Annotated in this window: 17 protein-coding genes and 2 pseudogenes; 7 read left to right on the top strand and 12 right to left on the bottom strand. The window is 62.6% G+C overall.

Annotation, left to right across the window (positions count from 1 at the left end; genetic code table 11):
- Positions 1-274 precede the first annotated feature (274 nt).
- Positions 275-2,245 carry a sigma-54-dependent Fis family transcriptional regulator gene (locus QF045_RS13490; RefSeq protein ID WP_306492619.1) on the bottom strand — a complete coding sequence of 657 codons (1,971 nt, stop codon included), beginning with the start codon at positions 2,243-2,245 and terminating at the stop codon, positions 275-277.
- A gap of 184 nt (positions 2,246-2,429) precedes the next feature.
- On the opposite strand from QF045_RS13490, the gene QF045_RS13485 reads away from it, so the two are divergent.
- Genes QF045_RS13485 through QF045_RS13475 form a run of 3 tightly spaced genes read left to right on the top strand, consistent with a single transcriptional unit; the run spans position 2,430 to position 5,155 of the window.
- A complete protein-coding gene (locus QF045_RS13485; RefSeq protein WP_306492618.1) occupies positions 2,430-3,434 on the top strand; it encodes a Gfo/Idh/MocA family oxidoreductase in 1,005 nt (334 codons plus the stop codon).
- The gene (locus QF045_RS13480) at positions 3,431-4,210 is read left to right on the top strand and encodes a TIM barrel protein (RefSeq protein ID WP_306492617.1); all 780 of its coding nucleotides are present in this window, start codon (positions 3,431-3,433) and stop codon (positions 4,208-4,210) included. The genes QF045_RS13485 and QF045_RS13480 overlap by 4 nt, the downstream gene beginning before the upstream one ends.
- Positions 4,211-4,228: 18 nt before the next feature.
- Positions 4,229-5,155, top strand: a complete 927-nt coding sequence (locus QF045_RS13475) for a sugar ABC transporter substrate-binding protein (RefSeq protein ID WP_306492616.1) — start codon at positions 4,229-4,231, stop codon at positions 5,153-5,155.
- Between the two features lie 115 nt (positions 5,156-5,270).
- Here QF045_RS13475 and yghU read toward each other — a convergent pair whose 3' ends face one another.
- Positions 5,271-6,107 carry a glutathione-dependent disulfide-bond oxidoreductase gene (gene yghU, locus QF045_RS13470; RefSeq protein ID WP_306492615.1) on the bottom strand — a complete coding sequence of 279 codons (837 nt, stop codon included), beginning with the start codon at positions 6,105-6,107 and terminating at the stop codon, positions 5,271-5,273.
- A 106-nt stretch (positions 6,108-6,213) separates the two neighbouring features.
- Positions 6,214-6,981: an SDR family NAD(P)-dependent oxidoreductase gene (locus tag QF045_RS13465; protein WP_124386181.1), complete on the bottom strand. Its 768-nt coding sequence runs from the start codon at positions 6,979-6,981 to the stop codon at positions 6,214-6,216.
- A gap of 138 nt (positions 6,982-7,119) precedes the next feature.
- On the opposite strand from QF045_RS13465, the pseudogene QF045_RS13460 reads away from it, so the two are divergent.
- Positions 7,120-8,269, top strand: a pseudogene (locus tag QF045_RS13460) (aldose epimerase family protein).
- A 115-nt stretch (positions 8,270-8,384) separates the two neighbouring features.
- Here QF045_RS13460 and araH read toward each other — a convergent pair.
- The 7 genes and pseudogenes from araH to QF045_RS13425 all read right to left on the bottom strand — a co-directional run bounded on the left by araH (position 8,385) and on the right by QF045_RS13425 (position 16,805).
- Entirely contained in the window at positions 8,385-9,353 is a 969-nt protein-coding gene (araH, locus tag QF045_RS13455) for an L-arabinose ABC transporter permease AraH (RefSeq protein WP_306492614.1), read from the bottom strand.
- A gap of 9 nt (positions 9,354-9,362) precedes the next feature.
- Positions 9,363-10,865, bottom strand: coding sequence for an L-arabinose ABC transporter ATP-binding protein AraG (gene araG / locus QF045_RS13450; RefSeq protein WP_306492613.1), 1,503 nt, complete (start codon positions 10,863-10,865; stop codon positions 9,363-9,365).
- A pseudogene (locus QF045_RS13445) lies at positions 10,862-11,867 on the bottom strand (substrate-binding domain-containing protein). Before QF045_RS13445 ends, araG begins: the two are co-directional and overlap by 4 nt.
- 138 nt (positions 11,868-12,005) lie before the next feature.
- Positions 12,006-12,869, bottom strand: a complete 864-nt coding sequence (locus QF045_RS13440; RefSeq protein ID WP_306492612.1) for an SMP-30/gluconolactonase/LRE family protein — start codon at positions 12,867-12,869, stop codon at positions 12,006-12,008.
- A 16-nt stretch (positions 12,870-12,885) separates the two neighbouring features.
- Positions 12,886-14,466 (bottom strand): aldehyde dehydrogenase (NADP(+)), encoded by a 1,581-nt coding sequence (locus QF045_RS13435; RefSeq protein WP_306492611.1) that lies wholly within the window; start codon positions 14,464-14,466, stop codon positions 12,886-12,888.
- Between the two features lie 11 nt (positions 14,467-14,477).
- On the bottom strand, positions 14,478-15,467 hold the full coding sequence (gene araD1, locus QF045_RS13430) for an AraD1 family protein (protein ID WP_306492610.1): 990 nt from the start codon (positions 15,465-15,467) through the stop codon (positions 14,478-14,480).
- Between the two features lie 15 nt (positions 15,468-15,482).
- Positions 15,483-16,805 (bottom strand): MFS transporter, encoded by a 1,323-nt coding sequence (locus QF045_RS13425; protein ID WP_306492609.1) that lies wholly within the window; start codon positions 16,803-16,805, stop codon positions 15,483-15,485.
- 192 nt (positions 16,806-16,997) lie between these two features.
- Here QF045_RS13425 and QF045_RS13420 point away from each other — a divergent pair, with 192 nt between their 5' ends.
- Both QF045_RS13420 and QF045_RS13415 read left to right on the top strand, forming a co-directional pair.
- On the top strand, positions 16,998-18,734 hold the full coding sequence (locus tag QF045_RS13420) for an IlvD/Edd family dehydratase (RefSeq protein ID WP_306492608.1): 1,737 nt from the start codon (positions 16,998-17,000) through the stop codon (positions 18,732-18,734).
- Positions 18,735-18,782: 48 nt separating this feature from the next.
- A complete protein-coding gene (locus QF045_RS13415; RefSeq protein WP_306492607.1) occupies positions 18,783-19,505 on the top strand; it encodes a FadR/GntR family transcriptional regulator in 723 nt (240 codons plus the stop codon).
- 135 nt (positions 19,506-19,640) lie between these two features.
- Here the strand turns inward: QF045_RS13415 and QF045_RS13410 are convergent, their stop codons facing one another.
- Positions 19,641-21,776 carry a TonB-dependent siderophore receptor gene (locus QF045_RS13410; protein WP_306492606.1) on the bottom strand — a complete coding sequence of 712 codons (2,136 nt, stop codon included), beginning with the start codon at positions 21,774-21,776 and terminating at the stop codon, positions 19,641-19,643.
- A 213-nt stretch (positions 21,777-21,989) separates the two neighbouring features.
- A complete protein-coding gene (locus QF045_RS13405) occupies positions 21,990-23,081 on the bottom strand; it encodes an NADH:flavin oxidoreductase/NADH oxidase (RefSeq protein ID WP_101220917.1) in 1,092 nt (363 codons plus the stop codon).
- Positions 23,082-23,171: 90 nt separating this feature from the next.
- Between QF045_RS13405 and QF045_RS13400 the strand changes: the two genes are divergently transcribed.
- On the top strand, positions 23,172-23,471 hold the full coding sequence (locus tag QF045_RS13400; RefSeq protein WP_124366712.1) for a helix-turn-helix transcriptional regulator: 300 nt from the start codon (positions 23,172-23,174) through the stop codon (positions 23,469-23,471).
- Positions 23,472-23,488: the final 17 nt, after the last annotated feature.

Below are 23,488 nucleotides of genomic sequence, written 5' to 3'. Positions count from 1 at the left end.
GTCGCCTGACCCACCGCTATCGCAGCCTCGCTAAAGCTCGACAGCTCCCACAGGGGATTGTCGGTGTTGGTTGGATTTGGGTTCGCAAGCCGGGCACCGCACTCACAGCCAACGCAAATCAAATGTGGGAGTTGTCGAGCCCCGGCGAGGCTACGAAGGCGGCGGTACTGCTGGCACTTGTGTTGCCTGACCCACCGCTATCGCAGCCTCGCTAAAGCTCGACAGCTCCCACAGGGGACGGTCGGCGTTCTTCGGATTTGGGTTGGTTGGCCTTTCAGGGCCTGCGGAAATCAGCCGCGTTCAGGCCAAACCGGCTCATCTTGTTGTACAACCCGCCCCGCGAGACTTTCAGCTGTTGCGCGGCCAGGCGGATATTGCCGCCGGTAGCCGTCAGGGCCGTGACGATGGCGTGCATTTCGTGGCTGCTCAGCTCCTGCGTCGGTTGCGACGCATGTGGGCTGGCTGTAATGCGCGGCCTGGCGTCCAGCGGCAAATCCCCCGGCTGGATCCACTCGCCCATCGCCAGGTTGGTCGCGCGCTCGATAGCGTTTTCCAGCTCACGCACATTGCCCGGCCAGCCATGCGCGGAGAGCAATGCCAACGCATCCGGCGCGAAACCTTGCAGCGGTTTACGCAACGAGCGCGCGCAGCGCTGCAGGAAATAGCGCGCCAGCAAGGGGATATCCTCGCGCCGCATGCGCAAGGGTGGCACCGTGATGTTCAGCACATTGAGGCGGTAGTAAAGGTCCTCGCGAAACGCGCCCTCGGCCACCGCCTGGCTGAGATTGCGGTGGGTCGCTGCAATGATGCGCACATCCACCGGCCGCGAGTGCTTGGCGCCGACGCGGGTCACTTCGCCTTCCTGCAAGACGCGCAGCAGGCTGACCTGAGCATCGAAGGCCATGTCGCCGATTTCATCGAGAAAAATCGTGCCGCCGTCGGCCAGTTCAAACTTGCCCGCCGAACCGCCGCGCGCCGAGCCGGTGAAGGCGCCTTCGATATGCCCGAACAATTCGCTTTGCACCAGGTCCCGTGGAATCGCGCCGCAGTTCACCGCCACGAAGGGGCCATTGCAACGTTCGCTGCCGTTATGAATCGCCTGCGCAAATAACTCCTTGCCCGTGCCGCTTTCGCCGAGGATCAGCGTGGTGGAGTCACTGCGGCTGGCGATGCGCCCCAGGTGCAGTGCATCCTGGATCGCGCGCGACGTGCCCTGGATGGTTTCAAAGGTGTAGCGGGCCTGGGTGCCGACGATACGCCGGGTGATTTCGCGGATGCGGCGGTTTTCGCGCACCGACACAATCACCCCGCCCTGCTCCAGCGGGCACACCGAGACCAGGCAGGCCAGCTGGCTACGGTCGGGCAGTCGAAAGGTGCAATCGAGGTCGCGCACACTCTCACCACCCTGCAGCATCGCCTCGCTCAGCTCACTGCGACCAAGGCGCTGCAAGGGACTGCCGAGCACATCAAGCCCCACATTGAACAGTTGCCGTGCGTAGCGATTGATGGCCTTGATGCAGCCGCGCTCATCCAGCACCACCAAGCCTTCGTTCAGCACTTCGAGTACGGTTTGCTGCTCTTGCAGCAACGCCTGCAACGCCATCTGCCGGGACACGGCTTCCGCCGCCGCCTGGACGGTGCCCAGGGTATGGAAGTGAAACCAGCCGGGCTCGGCCGTGAGCGTCAGCATGGCCAAGGTCTGGCCCTGGGCGTTCTTGATCGGCGCGGCGGCGCAATGCATGCGGCGTTGACGCAGGCCGACGGCGAAATTTTCTTCGGCCAGCACATACACCAGATGGTCCTGAGCCAGCGCCAGGCCGGTGCAGTTGGTGCCTTGGACCGATTCAAGCAGGCGACTGCCCACCGGCGTGATGTCCAGTCCGCAGAAATACAAGGTCGTGCCGTCGGCGTCGGTGAGGTTGATATGCCCGCGCGGGTTGTACGCCAGCAATCCATGCATGACTTGCGCGGCAGCGGCAATCAGCACCCGGTGGTTGGCCAGCGTGGCCGCCAGTGCGTCGGCGGCGACAAAGCGGTAAGCGCTGTCCGCCGGACCGATGCCGGCCGCGACGCTGCGCCGCCAGGAATCCCAGATCATCTGACGAACCTGCGGCGGGCGCCGGACCTGCCCACCCAGGCAGGCCTGCCACGCCTGTTCCAGCGCTGCGACGGGGCCGTCATTGAGCGCGGCCGGGCCCAGCGCGGTCAGGTAATCGAGGTCTTGCGCACTGATCGCCGGGCTCATAAGCGGTATCCATGTTCATGTTTTCGACATGTCAGCATAGACATGTCTTTTAAATAGACACTATTTATTTATGGCGCCGTTAAATATCTTTAAATATCAGCAACTTAACTATTGGCACAGCCCTTGCTCTCGTCCCCTTATCCATCAGGACCGTCCTGAGGCCAACAATAAGAAGGGGTCATACATGAGCACTAAACATATCCGCCTGGGCTTGATCGGTGCCGGTCGCATGGGCAGCTTCCACGGCCTGACCGCCGCCCGCCACATTCCAGGCGCTTGCCTTGCCGCGATAGCCGACCCCACCCCAGGGCAGGCCGCCCGCCTCGCGGCGGAACTGGGTGTGGACAAGGTCTATACCGACCCCCAACAACTGCTCGACGACCCGGATATCGACGGCGTACTCATCGCCGCCCCCGCCCGCAGCCATGCCGAGCTGGTGATCAGCGCCGCCCGTGCCGGCAAGGGCATCTTTTGCGAGAAACCCATGGCCATCACCCTGGATGAAGCCGACCGCGCCATCGCCGCCGCCGCCGATGCTCGCGTGCCCTTGCAGGTCGGTTTCAACCGGCGTTTCGCCAAGAGCTTTCGCACCGCTCACCTCGACGTCGTCGCAGGTCGCATCGGCACCCCGCAGCTGCTGCGCTCGCTCACCCGCGACCCGGCGCTGAACAACCCCGGCGCGTCACCGCAGTGGGTGATTTTCCTGGAAACCCTGATCCACGACTTCGACACCCTGCGCTACCTCAACCCCGGTGCCGAGGCGGTGCAGGTGCAGGTCATGGCCGACGCCCTGATCGCCCCGGATTACAAAAGCAAAGGCTTTCTCGACACTGCCGTGGTCACCCTCCGCTTCGATAACGGTGCGATAGCCACCGCCGAGGCCAACTTCCAGGCGGTGTATGGCTATGACGTGCGCGGTGAAGTGTTCGGCAGCGCCGGCATGCTGACCATGGGCGGCGTGCAGGCATCCGACCTGGTGCGCTACCAGGCCCAAGGCATTCAGGCAGACACTCAGCGCCTGGACACCGACCTGCTGCGCGATGCCTACATCGCCGAGCTCAACCACTTTGTCGACTGCCTGCGCAGCGGCGCCAAGCCCCTGGCCAGCGGCGAAGATGCACGGGCCGCCCTGGCGATTGCCCGCGCGTGCATCCAGGCCTACGAGCAAGGCACGGCGGTGAGCCTATGATCCCGTTCAAGCTGGCGATCTGTGCCGAGATGGTGTTCCTCGACCTGCCGTTCGTCGAACGGGTCAAACGCATTCATGCACTCGGCTTCAGCGCGGAAATCTGGAACTGGACAGACAAGGACATCAGCGCCCTGGCTGCAACCGGCGCGGACTTCACCTCCATGACCGGCTACATCAGCGGCACGCTCACCGACCCCGAAGGCATCCGCCAACTGCTTCACAGCGCACAGGAATCACTGGGCGTCGCCGCGCGCCTGAACTGCCCCAGCCTCAACCTGCACGGCACCGGCCTGGGTGATGGCGGCCTGCCGGTGCAACCCGTCAGCCGCACCACCGGGCGCATGTGGCTGAGCGCCTGCAAGACGCTGGAAAAAATTGCGCGCCTGGGCGAAGACGCCGGCCGCGTGTTCCTGCTGGAAAACCTCAACACCGACGTCGACCACCCCGGCACGCCCTTCGCCCGTGCCGACGAAACCCTGGCGCTGATCGAAGCGGTGGGCAGCCCGCACGTGAAGATGAACCTGGACCTTTACCACGCGCAGATTGGCGAAGGGAACCTGATTGAACTGATCCAGCGCGCCGGCAGTGCCATCGGTGAAATCCAGGTGGCAGACGTGCCCGGGCGCCAGGAGCCCGGCACTGGCGAAATCCATTACCCGGCGATCGCCCGCGCACTGCATGCCATCGGCTACAGCGGCGTGGTCGGTCTGGAAGGCTGGGCCAGCGGCGACAGCGAAGCGGCCCTGGAGCGTTTTCGCCAGGCATTCACCCTATAACAACAAGAGGAATACCCCATGCATCGCTACTCATTGATGGTTGCCACCCTGTTGCTGCTGTTCAGCCAATGGACCTTCGCCGCGTACCGCATCGGCGTGAGCATTGCGCGGGTCGACGATAACTTCATGACCTACGTGCGCACCGGCCTTGAAGCGGCCGCCAAGCAACAGGACGTGCAGATCCAGTTCGAAGACGCCCAGGGTGACGTGGTGCGCCAGCTCAATCAGGTCGAAGGGTTTCTCAACCAGAACGTCGACGCGGTCATCGTGCTGCCGGTGGACACCGCCGCCACGGCCAACATGACGCGCGCCGCCGTGGCCGCCAACAAGCCATTGGTGTACGTCAACCGCCATCCCGATCAACCCACGCTGCCCAAGGGGGTGGTGACCGTGGCGTCCAACGATATCGAAGCCGGACAATTGCAGATGCGCTACCTCGCGGAAAAACTCGGTGGCAAGGGCAACGTGGCGATCATCATGGGTGACCTGGCGCAAAACGCCACCCATGACCGCACTGAGGGTGCCAAACAGGTGCTCAAGGACTTTCCCGGGATCAAGATCGTTGAGCAACAAAGTGCCGAATGGCAACGCAGCAAGGCCATGGACCTGACCAGCAACTGGCTGCTGGCGGGCACGCAGTTCGATGCGATTGTGGCCAACAACGATGAAATGGCGATTGGTGCGGCCATGGCCCTGCAGCAAGCCGGCAAGACCAAGGGCGAAGTGGCGATTGTCGGCATTGATGGCCTGCCCGACGGCTTGGCGGCGATCCGGCGCGGCGCGCTCACAGCATCGGTGTTCCAGGACCCGAAAGCCCAGGCGACTCAAGCGCTACAGGCAGCGGTGCGGATGATCAAAGGCGAGCCGATTGAAGCGCAGGTGTGGGTGCCCTTCGAGCTGATCAAGCCTGAGCAGGTGGCAGTGTTCGAACAGCGCTACAAATAAATCGAAGCCAAGAAGATCCAAATGTGGGAGGGGGCTTGCTCCCGATGGCAGTGGGTCAGTCAACAACTACAGTGACTGACACTCCGCCATCGGGAGCAAGCCCCCTCCCACACTTTCAGTCCAGATCGCTGGCACTATGGCGTTCGGGCAACTGATCGTCGCCCGAAACGCGATTCACCCGCCGCCCACGCTGCACCGCCGGCCGCGCATCGATGGCATCCGCCCAGCGCACGACGTGCTTGTATTCATGCACTGACAGAAACTCGGCCGCGCCATACAACCGCCCTTTCACCAACCCGCCGTACCACGGCCAGATGGCGATATCGGCAATGGTGTACTCATCACCGGCAATGTATTCGCTCACCGCCAGGCGCTTGTCCAGCACATCCAGCTGGCGCTTGGTTTCCATGGCAAAGCGATTGATCGGATATTCCATCTTGCTCGGCGCATACGCGTAGAAATGCCCAAAGCCGCCACCCAGGTAAGGCGCGCTGCCCATCTGCCAGAACAGCCAGGACAGGCATTCGGCACGGGCGGCAGGTTCGGTGGGTAAAAACGCGCCGAATTTTTCGGCCAGGTACTGCAGGATCGCGCCCGATTCGAACACGCGAATCGGCGCCGCGCCGCTGTGGTCCATCAACGCCGGAATCTTCGAGTTCGGGTTCACCGCCACGAAGCCGCTGCCGAACTGGTCGCCGTCGCCGATCTTGATCAGCCAGGCATCGTATTCGGCCCCGGAGTGCCCGAGCGCCAGCAGTTCTTCAAGCAGGATGGTGACCTTCTGCCCATTGGGCGTGGCAAGGGAATACAGCTGCAAGGGGTGCTTGCCGACCGGCAGCGCCTTGTCGTGGGTAGCGCCGGCGATGGGCCGGTTGATGCTGGCGAAGGTGCCGCCGCTTTCGGCGTCCCAGGTCCAGACCTTGGGTGGGACATAGCTGGATGAATCGGACATGCTCACTGCTCCTGAGGTGCTGGGGATCAACGCATTCGTGGCCCATCTTACCGACTGGCTCGAATTCAGATAGCCCCGGCACCGCATAAACCGAGAAGTAGAGGCGCTACACCCAACCGCCATCGACGATGAAGTTCTGCGCCGAGCACATCGCCGAGGCATCCGAAGCCAGGAACAGCGCCATGTTGGCGATGTGCTCAGGCATCACGCTGCCCGGCAGGCACTGGCTGCGGGCGATCAGCTCGCGGGCCGCGTCGTCCACCCACATGGCCAGCTGTTTCTCCGTCATCACCCAACCCGGCACCAGCGTGTTGACGCGGATGTGGTGCGGCCCCAGCTCCCGTGCCAGGCCGCGGGTCATGCCGTGGGCGGCGGCCTTGCTGGCGGCGTACACCGGGTAGCCGGCGGAGGCCATCATCCAGCCGACGGAGCCCAGGTTGATGATCGAGCCGCCACCGGCCTGTTTCATCATCGGCACCACCGCCTTGGCGGCAAAAAATGCGTGCTTGAGGTTGACTGCAATCAACCGATCGAACATTTCCGAGTCGATTTCATCCAAGGTATGGCGCACATCGTTGGCGGCGTTGTTCACCAGCACCGTGATGGGGCCGAGGGAATGCTCGAAGCGGCCGATGGCGGCGCGGTAGCCGATTTCGTCGGTGATATCGCAGCATTCGAACTCAACGGTCTGGCCCTTGGAGTTCAACAACGCGGCCAGGCGTTCACCCTGGCTTTGCGCGCGGTCCACGAACGCCACCTTGGCACCCTGGGCCGCGAACGCCCGCACCATGAACTCGCCAATCCCGGAAGCCCCGCCGGAGATCAATACGGTCTTGCCCTTGAGGTCGGGATACAGGGCTTGCTCAGTACTCATAACGTGATGCCTCGATCAATTAGTCTTATTTTATTTTACGAAATCGGCGTTAAAGGCTATAAATTCGCTGTCTCAGTGACGAAATATCGCACATTAGTAGAACTATTCAATCCAAAAACAACAAAAGGAAGTTCGACCATGAAGCACCCTCGATACCTGCTGTCCGGCCTGGCGCTGTCCATGTTGATCGCCAGTGGCGGCGCCCAGGCCGCCGGCCTGACCAGCGAGCAGAAACCGTTCGGCAAAACCAATGACGGCACCGCCGTCGAACAGTACGTGTTGCGCAACAGCCATGGCATGCAAGCCACGGTGATCACTTACGGCGGTGTGTTGCAGTCGCTGAAGGTGCCGGACAAGCACGGCAAGGTCGACGACGTGGTGTTGGGCTTTGACGACGTGCAAGGCTATCAAGCCGGTACCGCGTTCTTTGGCGCGACCATCGGCCGCTTCGGCAATCGCCTGGCCGGCGGCGCCTTCGAACTCGATGGCAAGCGCTACCAGGTACCGCTCAACGACGGCCCCAACTCGCTGCATGGCGGCGCCCAGGGCTTCGACAAGCAGGTGTGGCAGGCCAAGCCGGTCAAGGACAAGGACTCGGTCGGGGTCACCCTCACCTACCTGTCCAAGGACGGTGAAATGGGCTTTCCCGGCAACCTGAAAACCGAGGTCACGTACCGCCTCAACGACAAGAACGAACTGCACATCGACTACACCGCCACCACCGACAAGCCGACGGTGCTCAACCTCACCAACCACAGCTACTTCAACCTGGCCGGCGCGGGTAACGGCGACATTCTCAAGCAGGTCGCCACCTTGCATGCCAGCCACTACACACCGGTAAACGCCACCTTGATCCCCACCGGCGAACTGGCGCCGGTCAAGGGCACGCCGATGGACTTCCTCAAGCCTACCGCCATCGGTCAGCACATCAAGGCCGACCATCCGCAACTCAAGTTTGCCGAGCCGAAACAGGGCGGGTTCGACTTCAACTGGGCGCTGGACACCAAGGGCGATGTGAAGCAGCTTGCAGCCGACGTGCATGACCCCGAGTCGGGCCGGCGTTTGCAGCTCTACACCAGCGAACCGGGCGTGCAGTTCTACACCAGTAACTTCCTGGACGGTTCGGTGAAGGGCAAGGGGCGGCAAGACTTACCAGCACTGGAGCGGGTTCACCCTGGAGACCCAGCATTTTCCGGATGCGCCTAACCAGCCCACCTTTGCCTCGACCCGCTTGAACCCTGGGCAGACCTACACCCAGAACACCGTCTTCAAATTCACTGCCGATTAAAACTGTGGGAGGGGGCTTGCTCCCGATAGCGGTGTGTCAGTTACAGATGCATGTACTGACACTCCCTCATCGGGGGCAAGCCCCCTCCCACATTTGATCTCCAGATGACTTGGGTTCAGCGTTGTTTCATGCGGTCGATGACCACGGCCAAGAGCAGGATCGAGCCGCGAATCACGTATTGGTAGAAGGTATCGATGTTCTTCAGGTTCATCGCATTCTCGATGATCGCCAGGATCAACACGCCGGCAATCACATGCCGGATCATGCCAATCCCGCCACTCAACGACACCCCACCCAGCACACAGGCCGAGATCACCGTCAGTTCGAAACCCTGGCCGATCATCGGTTGGCCGGAGGTCATGCGCGAGGCAAGAATCACCCCGGCCAACGCGCCGATCAAGCCGTGCACGGCGAAGATCAGGATCTTGGTGCGATCGACATTGACCCCCGCCAGCAACGCTGCTTCCGGGTTGCCGCCGATGGCCATGGTGTTGCGCCCGTAGGTGGTGTAGTTGAGCAACCAGCCGAAGAACAGGAAGCACACGATGGTGATCAGGATCGGCACCGGCACGCCGAACAGCTGGCCATTGCCGAACACGAAGAACTGATCCTGGGACACGCCCACCGCTTTGCCGTCGGCAAAGATATAGGCCAGGCCACGCACGATCTGCATGGTCGCCAGGGTGGTGATCAATGCGTTGACCCGCAGCTTGGCAATCACGATGCCGTTGATCAGCCCCACCATCAGGCCCATCAACAGCGCCGCGCCGATGCCCAGCATCACGCTGTCGGTATCGCGCATCACGATCGCTGCCACCACACCGGCGCAGGCAATCACCGAACCCACCGACAAGTCGAAGTGCCCGGACGCCAGGCAGAACAGCATGGTGCACGCCGCAATGCCCACGGTGGAAATCGCCAGGCCCAGCCCGCGCATGTTCAGCGGCGAGAGGAAGTTATCGACCAGCAAGGCGCACAGGACAAAGATGCCCACCGCCGCCAGCAGCATCGCCCAGTTGTCGAGCAACGCGCGCATATCGAGGGGTTTGCGTGCCGAAGGCAACGCGTTGTTTTGAATGGTCATGGTCGTCTCTCAGTTCGCCACGCCGCGCGGCAAGGCCAGCTGCAGCAGGTTGGATTCAGTCGCGTGTACGCGCAGTTGTTCACCGCGCATGGCGCCTTCGCACAGCACCAGGATGCGGTCGGAAATGCCCATGACTTCCATCAGGTCACTGGACACCACGATCACCGCGATGCCTTGCGCCGCGAGGTTATGGATGATCTGGTAGATCTCGGCCTTGGCGCCGATATCGATGCCACGGGTCGGTTCGTCCAGCAGCAGCACCTTCATCGGCATCGACAGCCAGCGGCCAAGAATGGCCTTTTGCTGGTTGCCACCGGACAAGTACATGATCTTCTGCGCCGCGTTCGGGGTCTTGACCTTCATCGCCTTGATCTGGCGATCGGCGTTGCCTTTTTCCCAGCCATCGCGCAATAGCCAGCCGAACGCGGAATGCGCGCCACGGGCACTGATGTTGATGTTTTCGGCGACGCTGGACAGCGGAATGATGCCCTCCTTCTTGCGGTCCTCGGGGCACAACAGCACGCCGGCGGCAATCGCATCACGTGGCGTGCGCAACTGCAGAGGCTCGCCGCACAGTTCCAGGCTGCCCGCACTGGCGCGTTCCAGGCCGCTGAGCAGGCGCAACAGCTCGGTACGCCCTGCCCCCACCAGCCCGAACAGACCGAGAATTTCGCCTTTGCGCACCTGGAAGCTGATCGGCTCGCGCAAACCGGTTCCGAGCAGGCCATCGACCTTCAACGCGACTTCGCCGTGCTCGCGCGGGCGGTAGTCGTAGATGTCCTGGATATCGCGACCGACCATGCAGGTCACCAACTGGTCATGGCTCAGCGCGCTCATGTCATCGAAGGTGCGCACGAAGCGGCCGTCCTTGAACACCGTCACCGCATTGCAGATACGGAACACCTCCTCCATGCGGTGCGACACGTAGAGCACCACTTTGCCCTCGTCGCGCAGGCGCGTGATGATCGCCATCAAACGGTCGATTTCGCGGGCCGACAAACTGCTGGTCGGCTCATCGAAGGCGATCACATGGGCGCCACGGGACAGCGCCTTGGCGATTTCCACCAATTGGCGCTGGCCCAGGGACAAGCGACCAAGCTTTTCTTCAGGGTCGATTTCATCGGCCAGGCCCTTGAGACACGCCAAAGCTTGCTGGCGCAGCACGCCGCGGTTGACCACGCCAAAGCGCGACGGCAGATGCCCCAGGAACAGGTTCTCGGCAACGGTCATTTCCGGCACCAGATGCAGCTCCTGGTGAATCACCGCAACGCCGCTGGCGATGCTGTCGGCGGCGCATTTGAAGGCCATGACCTGCTCGCCGATCTGCACCGAGCCGGTGCTGGGAATATAGGCGCCGCCGAGGATCTTCAGCAGCGTCGATTTACCCGCACCGTTCTCGCCCATCAACGCATGCACTTGCCCGGGGTGGGCGGTGAAGCTGATGCCATCCAGCGCCTTGACCCCAGGGAAGGTTTTGCCGATTGCGTCAAAACGAAGGGCCGCAGCGGTCATTTCCACAGCCCGATCTTGGTCAACTCTTCCTGAAAGTTGGCACGAGTGATCAAGGTCACTTCGTCCATGGCGGTGTACTTGGGCGGTTCGGTGCCCTTGGTCACCCACTCGTACATCATCAGCGCGGTGTTGTAGCCCTCGATGTGCGGGCTAGGCAGCATCGAGCCGAAGAAACCACTGTTGGCTTTCTTCAATTCGCCGATGGCGTCGGTGCCATTGATGCCGATGCCGATCACGTTGGCGGCCGCGAAACCCGGCGCTTTCAGTGGCGCGTACGCCGCCCAGCACGGTGTTGTCGTTCATGCCGCCGATGATCAGGTTTTTCGCGCCGCTGGGCAGTTTGACCAGGGCCGAGTTGGTGGCGTCCATGCTGCCCGGAACGTCGAGGGTTTTAAGCGCGGCGGTGAGGATATGGTCTTTGGGAATGCCGGCTTCTTTCAAGGATTTGATCGAGCCGTCGGTGCGTTTCTTGCCGGTGTCCAATTCATTGAAGGTGTTGATCACCGCATAGGTGTCCTTCCAGTCCCAGCCGCGTTTTTTCGCTTCGGCTGCCATGGCGGCGCCCTGCTTCTGGCCCACTTCGAAGGCAGCCATGCCCAGGTACGGCACGTCCTCCATGAAGTTGCCCTTGGCATCGACGAAACGGTCGTCCACAGCGATCACTTTCAGGCCATTGACCTTGGCCTTGGCGACAATCGCAGGGCCCAGCGATACGTCCGGCGGGCAGATCACAAAGCCCTTGGCGCCGTTGGCGGCCAGGCTGTCGATGGCCGAGAGGGTCTTCTCACCGTCCGGCACGGCGATCTTGATCACGGTAAAACCGTGCTCTTTGCCGGCTTTTTCAGCAAAGGCCCACTCGGTCTGGAACCAGGGTTCTTCGGCCTGTTTGACCAGAAAGCCGATCTTCACTTCTTCAGCGGCCAGCAGCAGGCCGCTCAAGCTCATGGCCGAGACCGCCACAGCGGCGCAGCACAGGGAACGCAAACCAGGACGACGATTCATGCGGGTGACTCCTTGTTGTTGTTTTGTGTTTTTTTGTAGGAGCGAGCTTGCTCGCGAAAAACCTGATAGCACCGCGTTCATCCAGGATGAACGCGTTATCGTTGACGTTTTTCGCGGGCAAGCCGGCTCCTACAGGGTTTATCCGGCAAAGCGAGTGCAGGGTTTTCCAGGGACATCAACTTCTATGGCCAGCACCGCACCGTCCAGGGGGTGATCCAAGGGACTCGCGGCGCTGGTGATGTACAGGGTGGTCAGATCCGGCCCACCAAACACGCAACTGGTGGGACGGCTGACGGGCAGTTCGATGATGCGATCCACTTCACCCGAGGGTGTCAGGCGCAACAGGCAGCTGCCGTCCCAACGGGCATTCCAGATGTAGCCCTCGCTGTCCATGGCCGAGCCGTCCGGCCCACCGCGTTCGTGAGGTGCAAACCACACCTGGGCGGGTTCGAGCTGGCCGTCGGACCGGATCGAATGCTGATAGAGCGTGCCGTCCATGCTGTCGCCGAAATGCACCTGGCTGCCCTCCTCGTTCCAAAGCAACGTGTTGGGAATGCCCAGGCCGGTCAGCAACGGCGTGACCCGCGCATCGGCATCGACACGGAACAGGCCGCCGGAGCGCCGGGTGATGGGCAGGTCTTCGCCCTGCTCACCGATGTTGTTCTGCATGGTGCCCAGCCACAGTCGGCCCTGGGCATCACAGCGCGCTTCGTTGCCACGGTTGCCCGCGTGCGGGTCGGCTACGCACAGCAGGGTCAGGGCTTCGGTGCTCAAGTCCAGGCGGTATACACCGCTGCTCAGGGTCACCAGCGCATCCCCGCTTTCACAGGGGATGAACGCCGAGACGTGCTCGGGCAATTGCCACACGCGCAACTGCCCGTCCATCAGGCGCAGGGCCTGCCTGGCGGCGATGTCCACCCAATACAGGGCCTGGGACGGGATATCCCAGAACGGCCCTTCGCCCAACCGTGCACGGTGTGGGGTGACTGCGCTCAACGACATGAAGCCTCCTGATGCGTTACAGCGATTCTCGAGACGGCGCGCCATCCACCAGCCGCTGGATACGCAACGGGTTGGCGTTTTTCAGCGCGTCGGGCAGCAGGCTATCAGGGTAGTTCTGGAAGCACACCGGGCGCAGGAAACGATCGATGGCCAAGGTGCCGACCGAGGTACCACGGGCATCGGAGGTGGCCGGGTATGGCCCGCCGTGCACCATCGAATCGCAGACTTCCACACCGGTGGGGTAGCCGTTGAGCAGGATGCGCCCGACTTTCTGCTCCAGCAGCGGCGTCAGCTCGGCGAACTGTTGCAGGTCGGTCGGCTCGCCAATGATGGTGGCGGTCAATTGTCCGTGCAGGCCGTGCAAGGCCGCGCTGAGTTGGGCCTGGTCGGCGACTTCGACGAACACCGTGGTCGGGCCGAACACTTCTTCCTGCAACACCTCATCGCCGTCGATCAACAGGCCCACATCAGCCTTGAACAACTGCGGCTGGGCCTGGTTGCCCGATTGTGGGTTGCCCGCCAGATGCTTGATGCCTGGGTGCGACAGGAGTTTTTCCAGGCCCTTGCCGTAGCTGCCCAGGGTGCCCGCGTTGAGCATGGTTTGCGCCGGTTGTTCGCCGATCAATTGCGCGACCTGTTGCGTGAATGCGCTAAAGGCCGGCGAGGCGATGCCGATCACCAGGCCGGGGTTGGTGCAGAACTGGCCGCAGCCCTGCACCACCGAGGAGGTCAGGTCGCGGGCAACGCTTTCGGAGCGTGCCGCCAGCGCCTGTGGCAGCACGATGACCGGGTTGATGCTGGACATCTCGGCAAACACCGGGATCGGTTGCGGGCGCGCGGCGGCCATGTCGCACAGCGCGCGGCCGCCCTTGAGCGAGCCGGTAAAGCCGACGGCCTGGATCGCCGGGTGCTTGACCAGCGCCTCGCCCACGCCGCCGCCGAAGATCATGTTGAACACGCCCGCCGGCATTTCGGTGGCTTGCGCGGCGCGGATGATCGCATCGGCCACCTGCTCCGCCGTCGCCATATGCCCGCTGTGGGCCTTGAATACCACCGGGCAACCCGCCGCCAGCGCAGCTGCGGTATCGCCGCCGGCGGTGGAAAATGCCAGGGGGAAGTTACTGGCGCCAAACACCGCGACCGGGCCCAGGCCGATGCGGTATTGGCGCAGGTCCGGGCGTGGCAATGGCTGGCGGTCCGGCAGGGCCTTGTCGATACGCGCGCCGTAGAAATCACCACGGCGCAACACGGTGGCGAACAGGCGCATCTGGCCGCTGGTGCGCCCGCGTTCGCCTTTGATACGCGCCGCCGGCAGCGCCGTTTCGCGGCAGACCAGCTCAACGAAATCATCGCCCAACGCGTCCAGCTCGTCGGCGATCGCATCGAGAAATTGTGCACGGCGTGCAGCGCTCAAGGCGCGATAAGCCGGGTAAGCGGCGGCGGCGGCCTTGGCGGCGGCATCGACTTCCTGCGGGGTCGCCTGATAGAAATTCTGGGGCAAGGCTTCGCCGGTGGCCGCGTCGACGCTTTGCAGCGTGATGCTGCCGTTGGCGCTGCGCTGACCGCCGATGTAGTTGTGGCCGAGAAACTGGGGCATGGGGCTCTCCTTTAAAGGGTAATGACGTTGCCGGGTTCGAATGCCGCATCACTGCTGCCGACACGGTTGACCAGCGGCGCACCGAATTCAGCCTGGGTGATCTCGAACACATCGCCGGCCTGGGTACGTATACCGTCAGCAAATGACAGCGTGGCGGTGCCGAAGAAGTGAATGTGCACATCGCCGGGCTTGAGGAACTGGCGGTATTTGAAGTGGTGGTACTCGAGGTTTTCCAGGCTGTGGCACATATTGGCCTCGCCGCTGAGGAATTCGTTCCGCCAGATTTCCTCGCCGTTACGCAGGATACGACTGGTACCCGCCAGATGCTGGGGCAACTCGCCCACGCGCAGTTCCGGCCCGTAGCTGCAACTGCGCAGTTTGGAATGGGCTAGGTACAGGTAGTTCTTGCGTTCCATGATGTGGTCGGAGAACTCGTTGCCCACCGCAAAGCCCACGCGATAGGGCTTGCTGTCGGGGCCGATCACGTAGAGACCGCCGATTTCCGGCTCTTCGCCCGCGTCTTCGGCAAACGGCGGTACCGGGAAGGCGGCGCCAGGGCGGACAACAGTGCTGCCGTCGCCCTTGTAGAACCACTCCGGTTGCACGCCTGCCTGGCCGGCCGCCGGTTTACCGCCCTCAACGCCCCATTTGAAGATGCGCATGGTGTCGGTCAAGGCGGTCTCGTCGCCGGCCTGATGCATCTTGTCGCGTGCCGAGGCGCTGCCCAAGTGGGTCAGGCCGGTGCCGCTGATCAGCATGTGCGCAGGGTCCGGGTGATCCAACGGCGGCAGCACCTTGAGGTCGGACAGCAGTGTGGCGTAGTCGTGGCTGTCGCCCAGGCCAAGGCTGTTCACCTGCTGCTCCAGGCCAACCCCGGCTTCGATGGCGGCCAGGGCCAACTCGCGCACGCTGCGCGCAGCCTGAACTTCGCGCAGCTGTGTGCCTTGCACTACGCCGACGCGGCGTTCGCCGTTGGGCAACTCGAACTGAACTAAACGCATGCCATTTCTCCTGAATTAAGTACGTGTAGCGCCACGGGCGCTGGCGGCGAATTGATCGGCGGGCAGCACATGCTTGCGCTCCAGCAGGCGGTAGACCACCAAGGTCAGCACCAGCCCGAACAGCATCACGCCGGACAAAAAGTACAAGCCCGAGGCCAGGTTGCCGGTGTATTCCTTGAGCGCACCAATCACGAACGGGCCGATGTAGCCGCCGAGGTTGCCCACCGAATTGATCAACGCGATACCGGCCGCCGCACTGGCACCGGCGAAGAAGCGGCCCGGCAAGGTCCAGAACACCGCCGTGCAGGAAAACATCGCAAAGGCAGCCAGGCACAGCGCGGCCATCTGCAGCACCGGCGCGCTCAGCCATGCGCTTGAGAACAGGCCGATGGCGCCCAGTACATAAAGCACAGCGAGGTGGCCATAGCGGTCATTCAGGCGGTCGGAACTGCGCGGGATGATCAGCAGGCCGATGATGCCGAAAATATAGGGCACGGCGGAGATGAAACCGGTGGTCAGGTCACTGCCGCCGAACTGCTTGATCAAGGTCGGCAACCACAGGCCCAGGCCGTAGATGCTCAAGGTCACCGGCAGGTAGAACAGCGCCAGCAGCAGCACGCGCTTGTCCTTGAGGGCATGCAGCGGGTTGCCGTGGCGGGTCTGACCGTAGGCTTGCAAGTCTTTGTTCAACTCACCGGTGAGCCAGGCTTTCTCGTCCTCGCTCATCCAGTTGACCTGCTTGGGGCCGTCCGGCAGGTAGCGCAGTACCGGCCAGGTCAGCAGGATCGCCGGGGTGCCGATCACGATGAACAGCCATTGCCAGCCGTGCAGGCCAAGGGTGCCGTCCAGACCCAGCAGGCCGCCGGACACCGGGCCGGTGATCATCATCGCGATGGGTTGGGAGAGGATGAACAGCCCGAGGATCTTGCCGCGATGGCGCACCGGGAACCACTGCGTAATGTAATAAAGCACGCCCGGAAAGAACCCCGCCTCGGCCGCGCCGAGCAAGAAGCGCATCACATAGAAGCTATGCGGCCCTTGCACAAAGGCCATGCCGATGGTGATGGTGCCCCAGGTGATCATGATGCGGGCGAACCAGCGCCGCGCGCCGAAGCGGTCGAGCATCAGGTTGCTGGGGATCTCGAACAGGAAGTAGCCAATGAAGAACAACCCGGCGCCCAAGCCATAGGCCGCATCGCCGATGCCGACGTCAGCGCCCATGTGCAGCTTGGCGAAGCCCACGGCGGAACGGTCCACGTAGGCGATCAGGTACAGCAGGATCAGGAAGGGAATCAGTTTCAGCGTGATGCGCCGAATAAGCCGCAATTCCTGGCTCATGGGTCGATCTCCGATTTGTTGTTTTTATAGAAGCTCGGGGGACGCCTCTCGCGGAAATCCGCCAGGGTCATACCTCAGTTGAGAAGAACTATATAGTAGGACTATTTGCAAAACAACTCTTCCAAAGCAGCGATTTTGCGCTTATGTTTAACCACGCTCAGAACATATAGTCATACAATAAGAGAATCGATCATGTCTGATAAAAAGCCCGGCCTACGCTCCGCCCAGTGGTTCGGTACCGCCGACAAGAACGGCTTCATGTACCGCAGCTGGATGAAGAACCAGGGCATTGCCGACCATCAGTTCCATGGCAAGCCGATTATCGGCATCTGCAATACCTGGTCGGAGCTGACCCCGTGCAACGCGCATTTCCGCCAGATCGCCGAGCACGTCAAACGCGGCGTGATCGAAGCCGGTGGCTTCCCGGTGGAATTCCCGGTGTTCTCCAACGGCGAATCCAATCTGCGCCCCACCGCCATGCTGACGCGCAACCTGGCGAGCATGGACGTGGAAGAAGCCATTCGCGGCAACCCGATCGATGGCGTGGTACTGCTCACCGGCTGCGACAAAACCACCCCGGCGCTGCTGATGGGCGCCGCCAGTTGTGACGTACCGGCCATCGTCGTTACCGGCGGGCCGATGCTCAACGGCAAGCACAAGGGCCAGGACATCGGCTCGGGCACGGTGGTGTGGCAGCTCAGCGAGCAGGTCAAGGCCGGCACTATTACGCTGGATGACTTCCTTGCGGCCGAAGGCGGCATGTCGCGCTCGGCGGGTACCTGCAACACCATGGGCACCGCGTCGACCATGGCCTGCATGGCCGAGGCCCTCGGCACTTCCCTGCCCCACAACGCGGCGATTCCGGCGGTGGATGCACGGCGCTATGTACTGGCGCACATGTCGGGCATGCGCGCCGTGGAAATGGTGCGCGAAGATTTGAAGCTGTCGAAGATCCTCACCAAGGAAGCCTTCGAGAATGCGATCCGGGTAAACGCAGCCATTGGCGGCTCGACCAACGCGGTGATTCACTTGAAAGCCATCGCCGGCCGTATCGGCGTGGAACTGGACCTGGATGACTGGACCCGCATCGGCCGTGGCATGCCAACCATCGTTGACCTGCAACCCTCGGGGCGCTTCCTGATGGAAGAGTTCTACTACGCCGGCGGCCTGCCTGCCGTACTGCGCCGCCTGGGCGAGGCCGACCTGATCCCGCATCCGAACGCCTTGACCGTCAACGGCAAGTCGCTGGGCGAGAACACCAAGGACTCACCGATCTACGGCCAGGACGAAGTGATCCGCACCCTCGACAACCCGATCCGCGCCGACGGCGGCATCTGCGTGCTGCGCGGCAACCTGGCCCCCCTGGGCGCGGTACTCAAGCCGTCCGCCGCCAGCGCCGAACTGATGCAGCACCGTGGCCGTGCGGTGGTGTTCGAAAACTTCGACATGTACAAGGCACGCATCAACGATCCGGAGCTCGAAGTGGACGCCAGCTCGATCCTGGTCATGAAAAACTGCGGGCCCAAGGGTTACCCAGGCATGGCCGAAGTCGGCAACATGGGGCTGCCGGCCAAGTTGCTGGCCCAGGGCGTGACCGACATGGTGCGCATTTCCGACGCGCGCATGAGCGGCACCGCGTACGGCACGGTGGTGCTGCACGTGGCACCGGAAGCCGCTGCGGGCGGGCCGTTGGCCGCCGTGAAGGAAGGTGACTGGATCGAACTGGACTGCGCCAATGGTCGCTTGCACCTGGACATCCCCGACGCCGAGCTGGCGGCGCGCATGGCGGACCTGGCGCCCACCGAAAAACTCATCGTCGGTGGCTATCGCCAGCTGTACATCGACCATGTACTGCAGGCCGACCAGGGCTGCGACTTCGACTTCCTGGTGGGCTGCCGTGGCGCCGAAGTCCCACGGCATTCCCACTAATTGGGATGCTATGATGCGGCGAATTTAAGCCAGAGCCTGCCCGTCGTTATGGATCACCAGCCGCCCAAGCCGCGCAAGAGCATGCATGCCCAGATCGTTCAGGAGTTGGGCATGCACATCGTTTCCGGGCGCTTCAAGCCGGAAGAAAGACTGCCCATGGAAGCCACGCTGTGCGAGGAATACAAGGTCAGCCGTTCGGTGTTGCGCGAGGCGACGCGGGTGCTCAGCGCCAAGGGCCTGGTGTATTCCAAGCCCCGGGTGGGTGCCGTGGTGCGGCCGCGCTTGAAATGGCACCTGCTCGACCCGGACGTGCTGTCCTGGTTGATGCAGTCCACGCCCCACAGTGAGTTCTTCAACACCCTGGCCGGGGTGCGCCGCATTCTCGAACCGGAAATCGCCGCCATGGCCGCGACCACCGCCACCGATGAAGACATCGCCACCATCGAAAAAGCCTACCAAGGCATGGAAACCGCCAAGACCCACGACGAACTGTTGCAGGCCGACCTGGACTTTCACCGCGCCATTGCCGACGCCACCCGCAACGACCTGCTCGCCTATATGTGCAACATGCTGTCGCTGCCGTTGCGCGAGTCGATCAACATCACCAACCGCCGCCCGGACATCCAGGGCCTGAGCCTGCCCCGGCACAAGGCGATACTCACCGCCATCCAGAATCGCGACGCCCTGGGCGCGCGGCACGCCTCGCTGGTGCAGCTGGATGACACGCGAGTGGCGCTGGATACGGTGATGAATGTGTTGACGCCGTTGTAGCCCGCTCAAGGGATAAATGGGATCAAATGTGGGAGGGGGCTTGCTCCCGATAGCGGTGTATCAGTCAAAAATATTGAGACTGACACACTGCAATCGGGAGCAAGCCCCCTCCCACATTTGGAACGGTGTACAGCGTCAGAGGGTGTAGGAGATTCCAAGCTGTACGGTGCGTGGTGCGCCAGGGTAGGCGTAGATATTGCCGAACGCCCCTTCCTCATACTCGCGGTTGAACAGGTTTTTCACGTCTAGGTTCAGGCGCACCTGTTCGTTGACCTTGTAGTAGCCCAGCAGGTCGACCACGGTGTAGGCGTCCATCGAAAACGCGGTGTTGGCGGTCTGCCCGGCGCGCTGATCGACGTATTTGCCACCGGCGCCCAGGCCCAGGCCCTTGAGGGCGCCATCCTGGAATTCGTAGACGTTGAGCAGGCTGAAGCTGTTGCGCGGGATGTTCATCAAGCGCGTGCCGGCGCGCAGGGTGGTGTCGCGGGTAACTTCGGCGTCCACGTAGGCGTAGCCGCCGATCACGCGCCACTCCGGCGTGAGGTTGCCCGCCACGTTGAGGTCGAACCCGCGACTGCGCACCTGGCCGGTCGCGACGCTCAAGGTGTTGTCAAGCGGGTCGGTGGCCAGCACGTTTTTCTTCTCGATCTGGTAGATCGCGGCGTCAACGCTCAGTTGGCGATCAAGCGCTTCCCACTTGATGCCCATCTCATAGGACTTGCCTTTTTCCGGCGCGAAACCACCGCCCTCGCGGCTCGCGCCAGTGTTGGGCTTGAACGAGCGCGCGGCATCGGCGTAGACCGCGACGGTGTCTGTCAGGTCGTACATCACGCCCACGCGCGGGGTGACGGCATTGTCGGCGGCCTGCCAGTTTTTAGCGCCTGGCACGTAGGTTTGGTAATCATGCTCGAACCGTTCGAAGCGAGCGCCGGCCAGCACTTTCAAGCGCTCGGTCAGGGCCACCTGGTCCTGCACGAAGGCGGCGTAGGTCTTGAGGTTTTCCTTATCGTGGGTCGGCGTGCGGGTCAGCGGCGGACGGGTTTGGCCATATACCGGGTTGAAGATGTCGATCGGGTAAGTACCCGCAGCGGCGGCGGAACGCTGGATGATCGACTGGTAGTCGTAGTCCTCGTACTCGACGCCGGTCAGCAGGGTGTGATCGAACCCGCCGGTGGAGAAATGCCCGGTCAGGTTGAGCTGGTAGTCCTTGTCGGTCCACTCCAGCTTGCGGTAGTTGAAGTTGCGCTGCAGGGTGCGGCCGTCGGCGCCCAGGCTGCCGGGCCCGTTCGCCTCGATGGCGTTGCCTTTCAAGCTGCCGTCCAGCCATTGAAAACCACCGCCCAGGGTCCAGTTGTCATTGAGCGCATGCTCGAAACGCAACTGCGCCATGTTGTTGTCGTTATGCAGCTTGCCGGCATCCTTGTCGCCCCAGAACGTGTCACGCGAAGCGGTGCCGCGCTGGTTGGGAAAGCGCGTCAGGCCACGGTCCAGCGGGTGGTTGTTGCGCATGAAATCGCCTTCGAAGATCACCTTGGTGTCATCGCTGGCCTGCCAGGTAATCACCGGTGCCACGCCGTAACGCTCGGTCTCGACGTGATCGCGAAAGGTATCGCCGCCCTCGCCCACCACGTTCAGGCGATAGGCCAGGCGGCCTTCTTCGTCCAGCGGGCCAGAGGCATCGAGGGTGCCGCGCTTCATGCCCTGGTCATTGACCTGGCTGCCCAGGGTCACGCTACGTTCGGCCAGCGGCTGCTTGGACACCACGTTGAACGTGCCGCCGGGGTCGCCACGGCCATAGAGCATGGTCGCGGGGCCGCGCAACACTTCGAGACGCTCGATGGTATTGGCATCCGGCATGTTCGGGTAACCGCGGTTGATCGGGAAACCGTTGCGGTAGAACTCACCGGTGGTGAAGCCACGCACGGTGAACGTGGTCAGGCCCTGGCCACCGAAGTTGTTGGCCCGACCGACACCGCCGGCATAATCGAGGGCATCCTGCAGGCGTGTCGCGCCGATGTCTTCGACCACGTCTTTGGACACTACGCTGATGGACTGCGGGGTTTCGTGAATCGAGGTGTCGGTGCGCGTCGCACTGGCTGATCGTGTGGCATGGTAGCCCTGCACCGGCCCCTGAGCTGACTCAAACTGCTCAGCAGCGGTCACGTTGGTCGCTTGCAGCTCGATACTGGTTTTTTCAGCCGGAGCATCCTCTGCCCACGCCAAGGGGGAAAACGCCTGAAGCACACAGATGGAAATCAGGGTACGACGCATGAAATGTGAACCTAGTGAATGAGCCAGATGGGGCGGCATACCTGCCAAGAATTCGCCGCGCATCATATATCAAGCCATTCTCGTTTGATATCCATTCTCATTCGTTATTTTTCGCGTATCTGCTTTGTACCCAGCGGCGCAGTATTCCTGATGTATATAAACCAAATGTGGGGGGGGGCTTGCCCCCTCCCACAGTTTTACCGAGTCGCTAGCTCAGCGATAGCGTTCCAGCCAGTGCGCGTAAGGCGCCGGCAAGGTCCAGGACGACTTGTCCACACCCAGCTCCTTGGCCGCAAAGTACGCCCAATGCGGATCAGCCAAGTGCGCACGGCCTACGGACACCAAATCAAGATGCCCGGCCTGCAGCGCGCCTTCGGCCAGTTGCGGCGTACCAAAACCCCACGCCGACGTCACCGGAATGCCCGCCTCACGGCGCACTCGTTCGGCAATCGGCCCCATGAACGCTGGGCCCCACGGGATGTTGGTGTCGGGAATGGTGAAGCCGACGCTGACGCTCAGCAGGTCCAGGCCACCGGCCTTGAAGCGGCGGGCCAGCTCGATGGACTCGGTGAGGGTCTGCTCATCGCGGCCGTCGTATTCGATCACACCGAAGCGTGCGGTGAGCGGCAGGTTTTCCGGCCAGACTTCACGCACGGCGGCCAGGGTTTCCAGGAGGAAACGGCTGCGGTTGTCGAAGCTGCCACCGTAGGCGTCGGTACGCTGGTTGGAATGTTCGGAGAAAAAGCTCTGGCCCAGGTAGCCATGGGCGAAGTGCAGTTCGATCCATTCAAAACCCGCGTCACGCGCACGACGGGCGGCGTCGACGAAGTCCTGCTGGACGCGGGCGATGTCATCCAGGGTCATGGCACGCGGTACGTTGGGCAGGTTCGCGCCGAATGCAATCGCCGACGGGGCGATGGTTTCCCAGCTGCGGGCATCGGAGGCCGGGATGTGGTCGTCGCCTTCCCACGGACGGTTGGCGCTGGCTTTGCGGCCGGCGTGGGCAATCTGGATGCCCGGTACGGAACCGGCGGCCTTGATGGCCTTGACCATCGGCACGAACGCTTCGGCGTGGGCATCGCTCCAGATACCGGCGCAGCCTGGGGTGATACGCCCTTCAGGCGCGACCGCGGTGGCCTCGACCACTAGCAGGCCGGCACCGCCACGGGCCATGCCGGCCAGGTGCACGTGGTGCCAGTCGTTGACCATGCCGTCGTCGGCCATGTACTGGCACATCGGCGGGATGGCAATGCGATTGCGCAAGGTAACGTCTTTGAGTTTGAACGGTTCGAACAAAGCGGACATCTGATACTCCGGGGAAGGGTGAGTGATTCGATAGTTCGATGGTAATCGAACTATGGTATTGAGCGATACCCCCCTGTTATGATCCGCTGCATGCGAGCCTTCAAACACCCTACCCCACAAGAACTGACCCTCGAGCGCGTGCTTTACGCCCTCAGCGACCCCGTGCGCCTGGACATCGTGCGCTGCCTGGCCGGCGTGCCCGAAGCCAGTTGTGGCGAACTGGACGGCGGGCGGCCCAAATCCAGCATGTCCCACCACTTCCGCGTATTACGCGATGCCGGCCTGGTGAACACGCGCAACGTCGGCACCACCCATATGAACTCGTTGCGCCGTGAAGAGCTCGAGGGCCGCTTCCCCGGGTTGCTGGCCAGTGTGCTTGCCCAGCGGTAAACCCCGCTACCCAGGCT

It is taken from the genome of Pseudomonas sp. W4I3 (assembly GCF_030816195.1).
Lineage (GTDB): Bacteria > Pseudomonadota > Gammaproteobacteria > Pseudomonadales > Pseudomonadaceae > Aquipseudomonas.
Note: the sequence above shows the minus strand (reverse complement) of the source record. Positions and strands in the feature narration are given on the sequence as shown.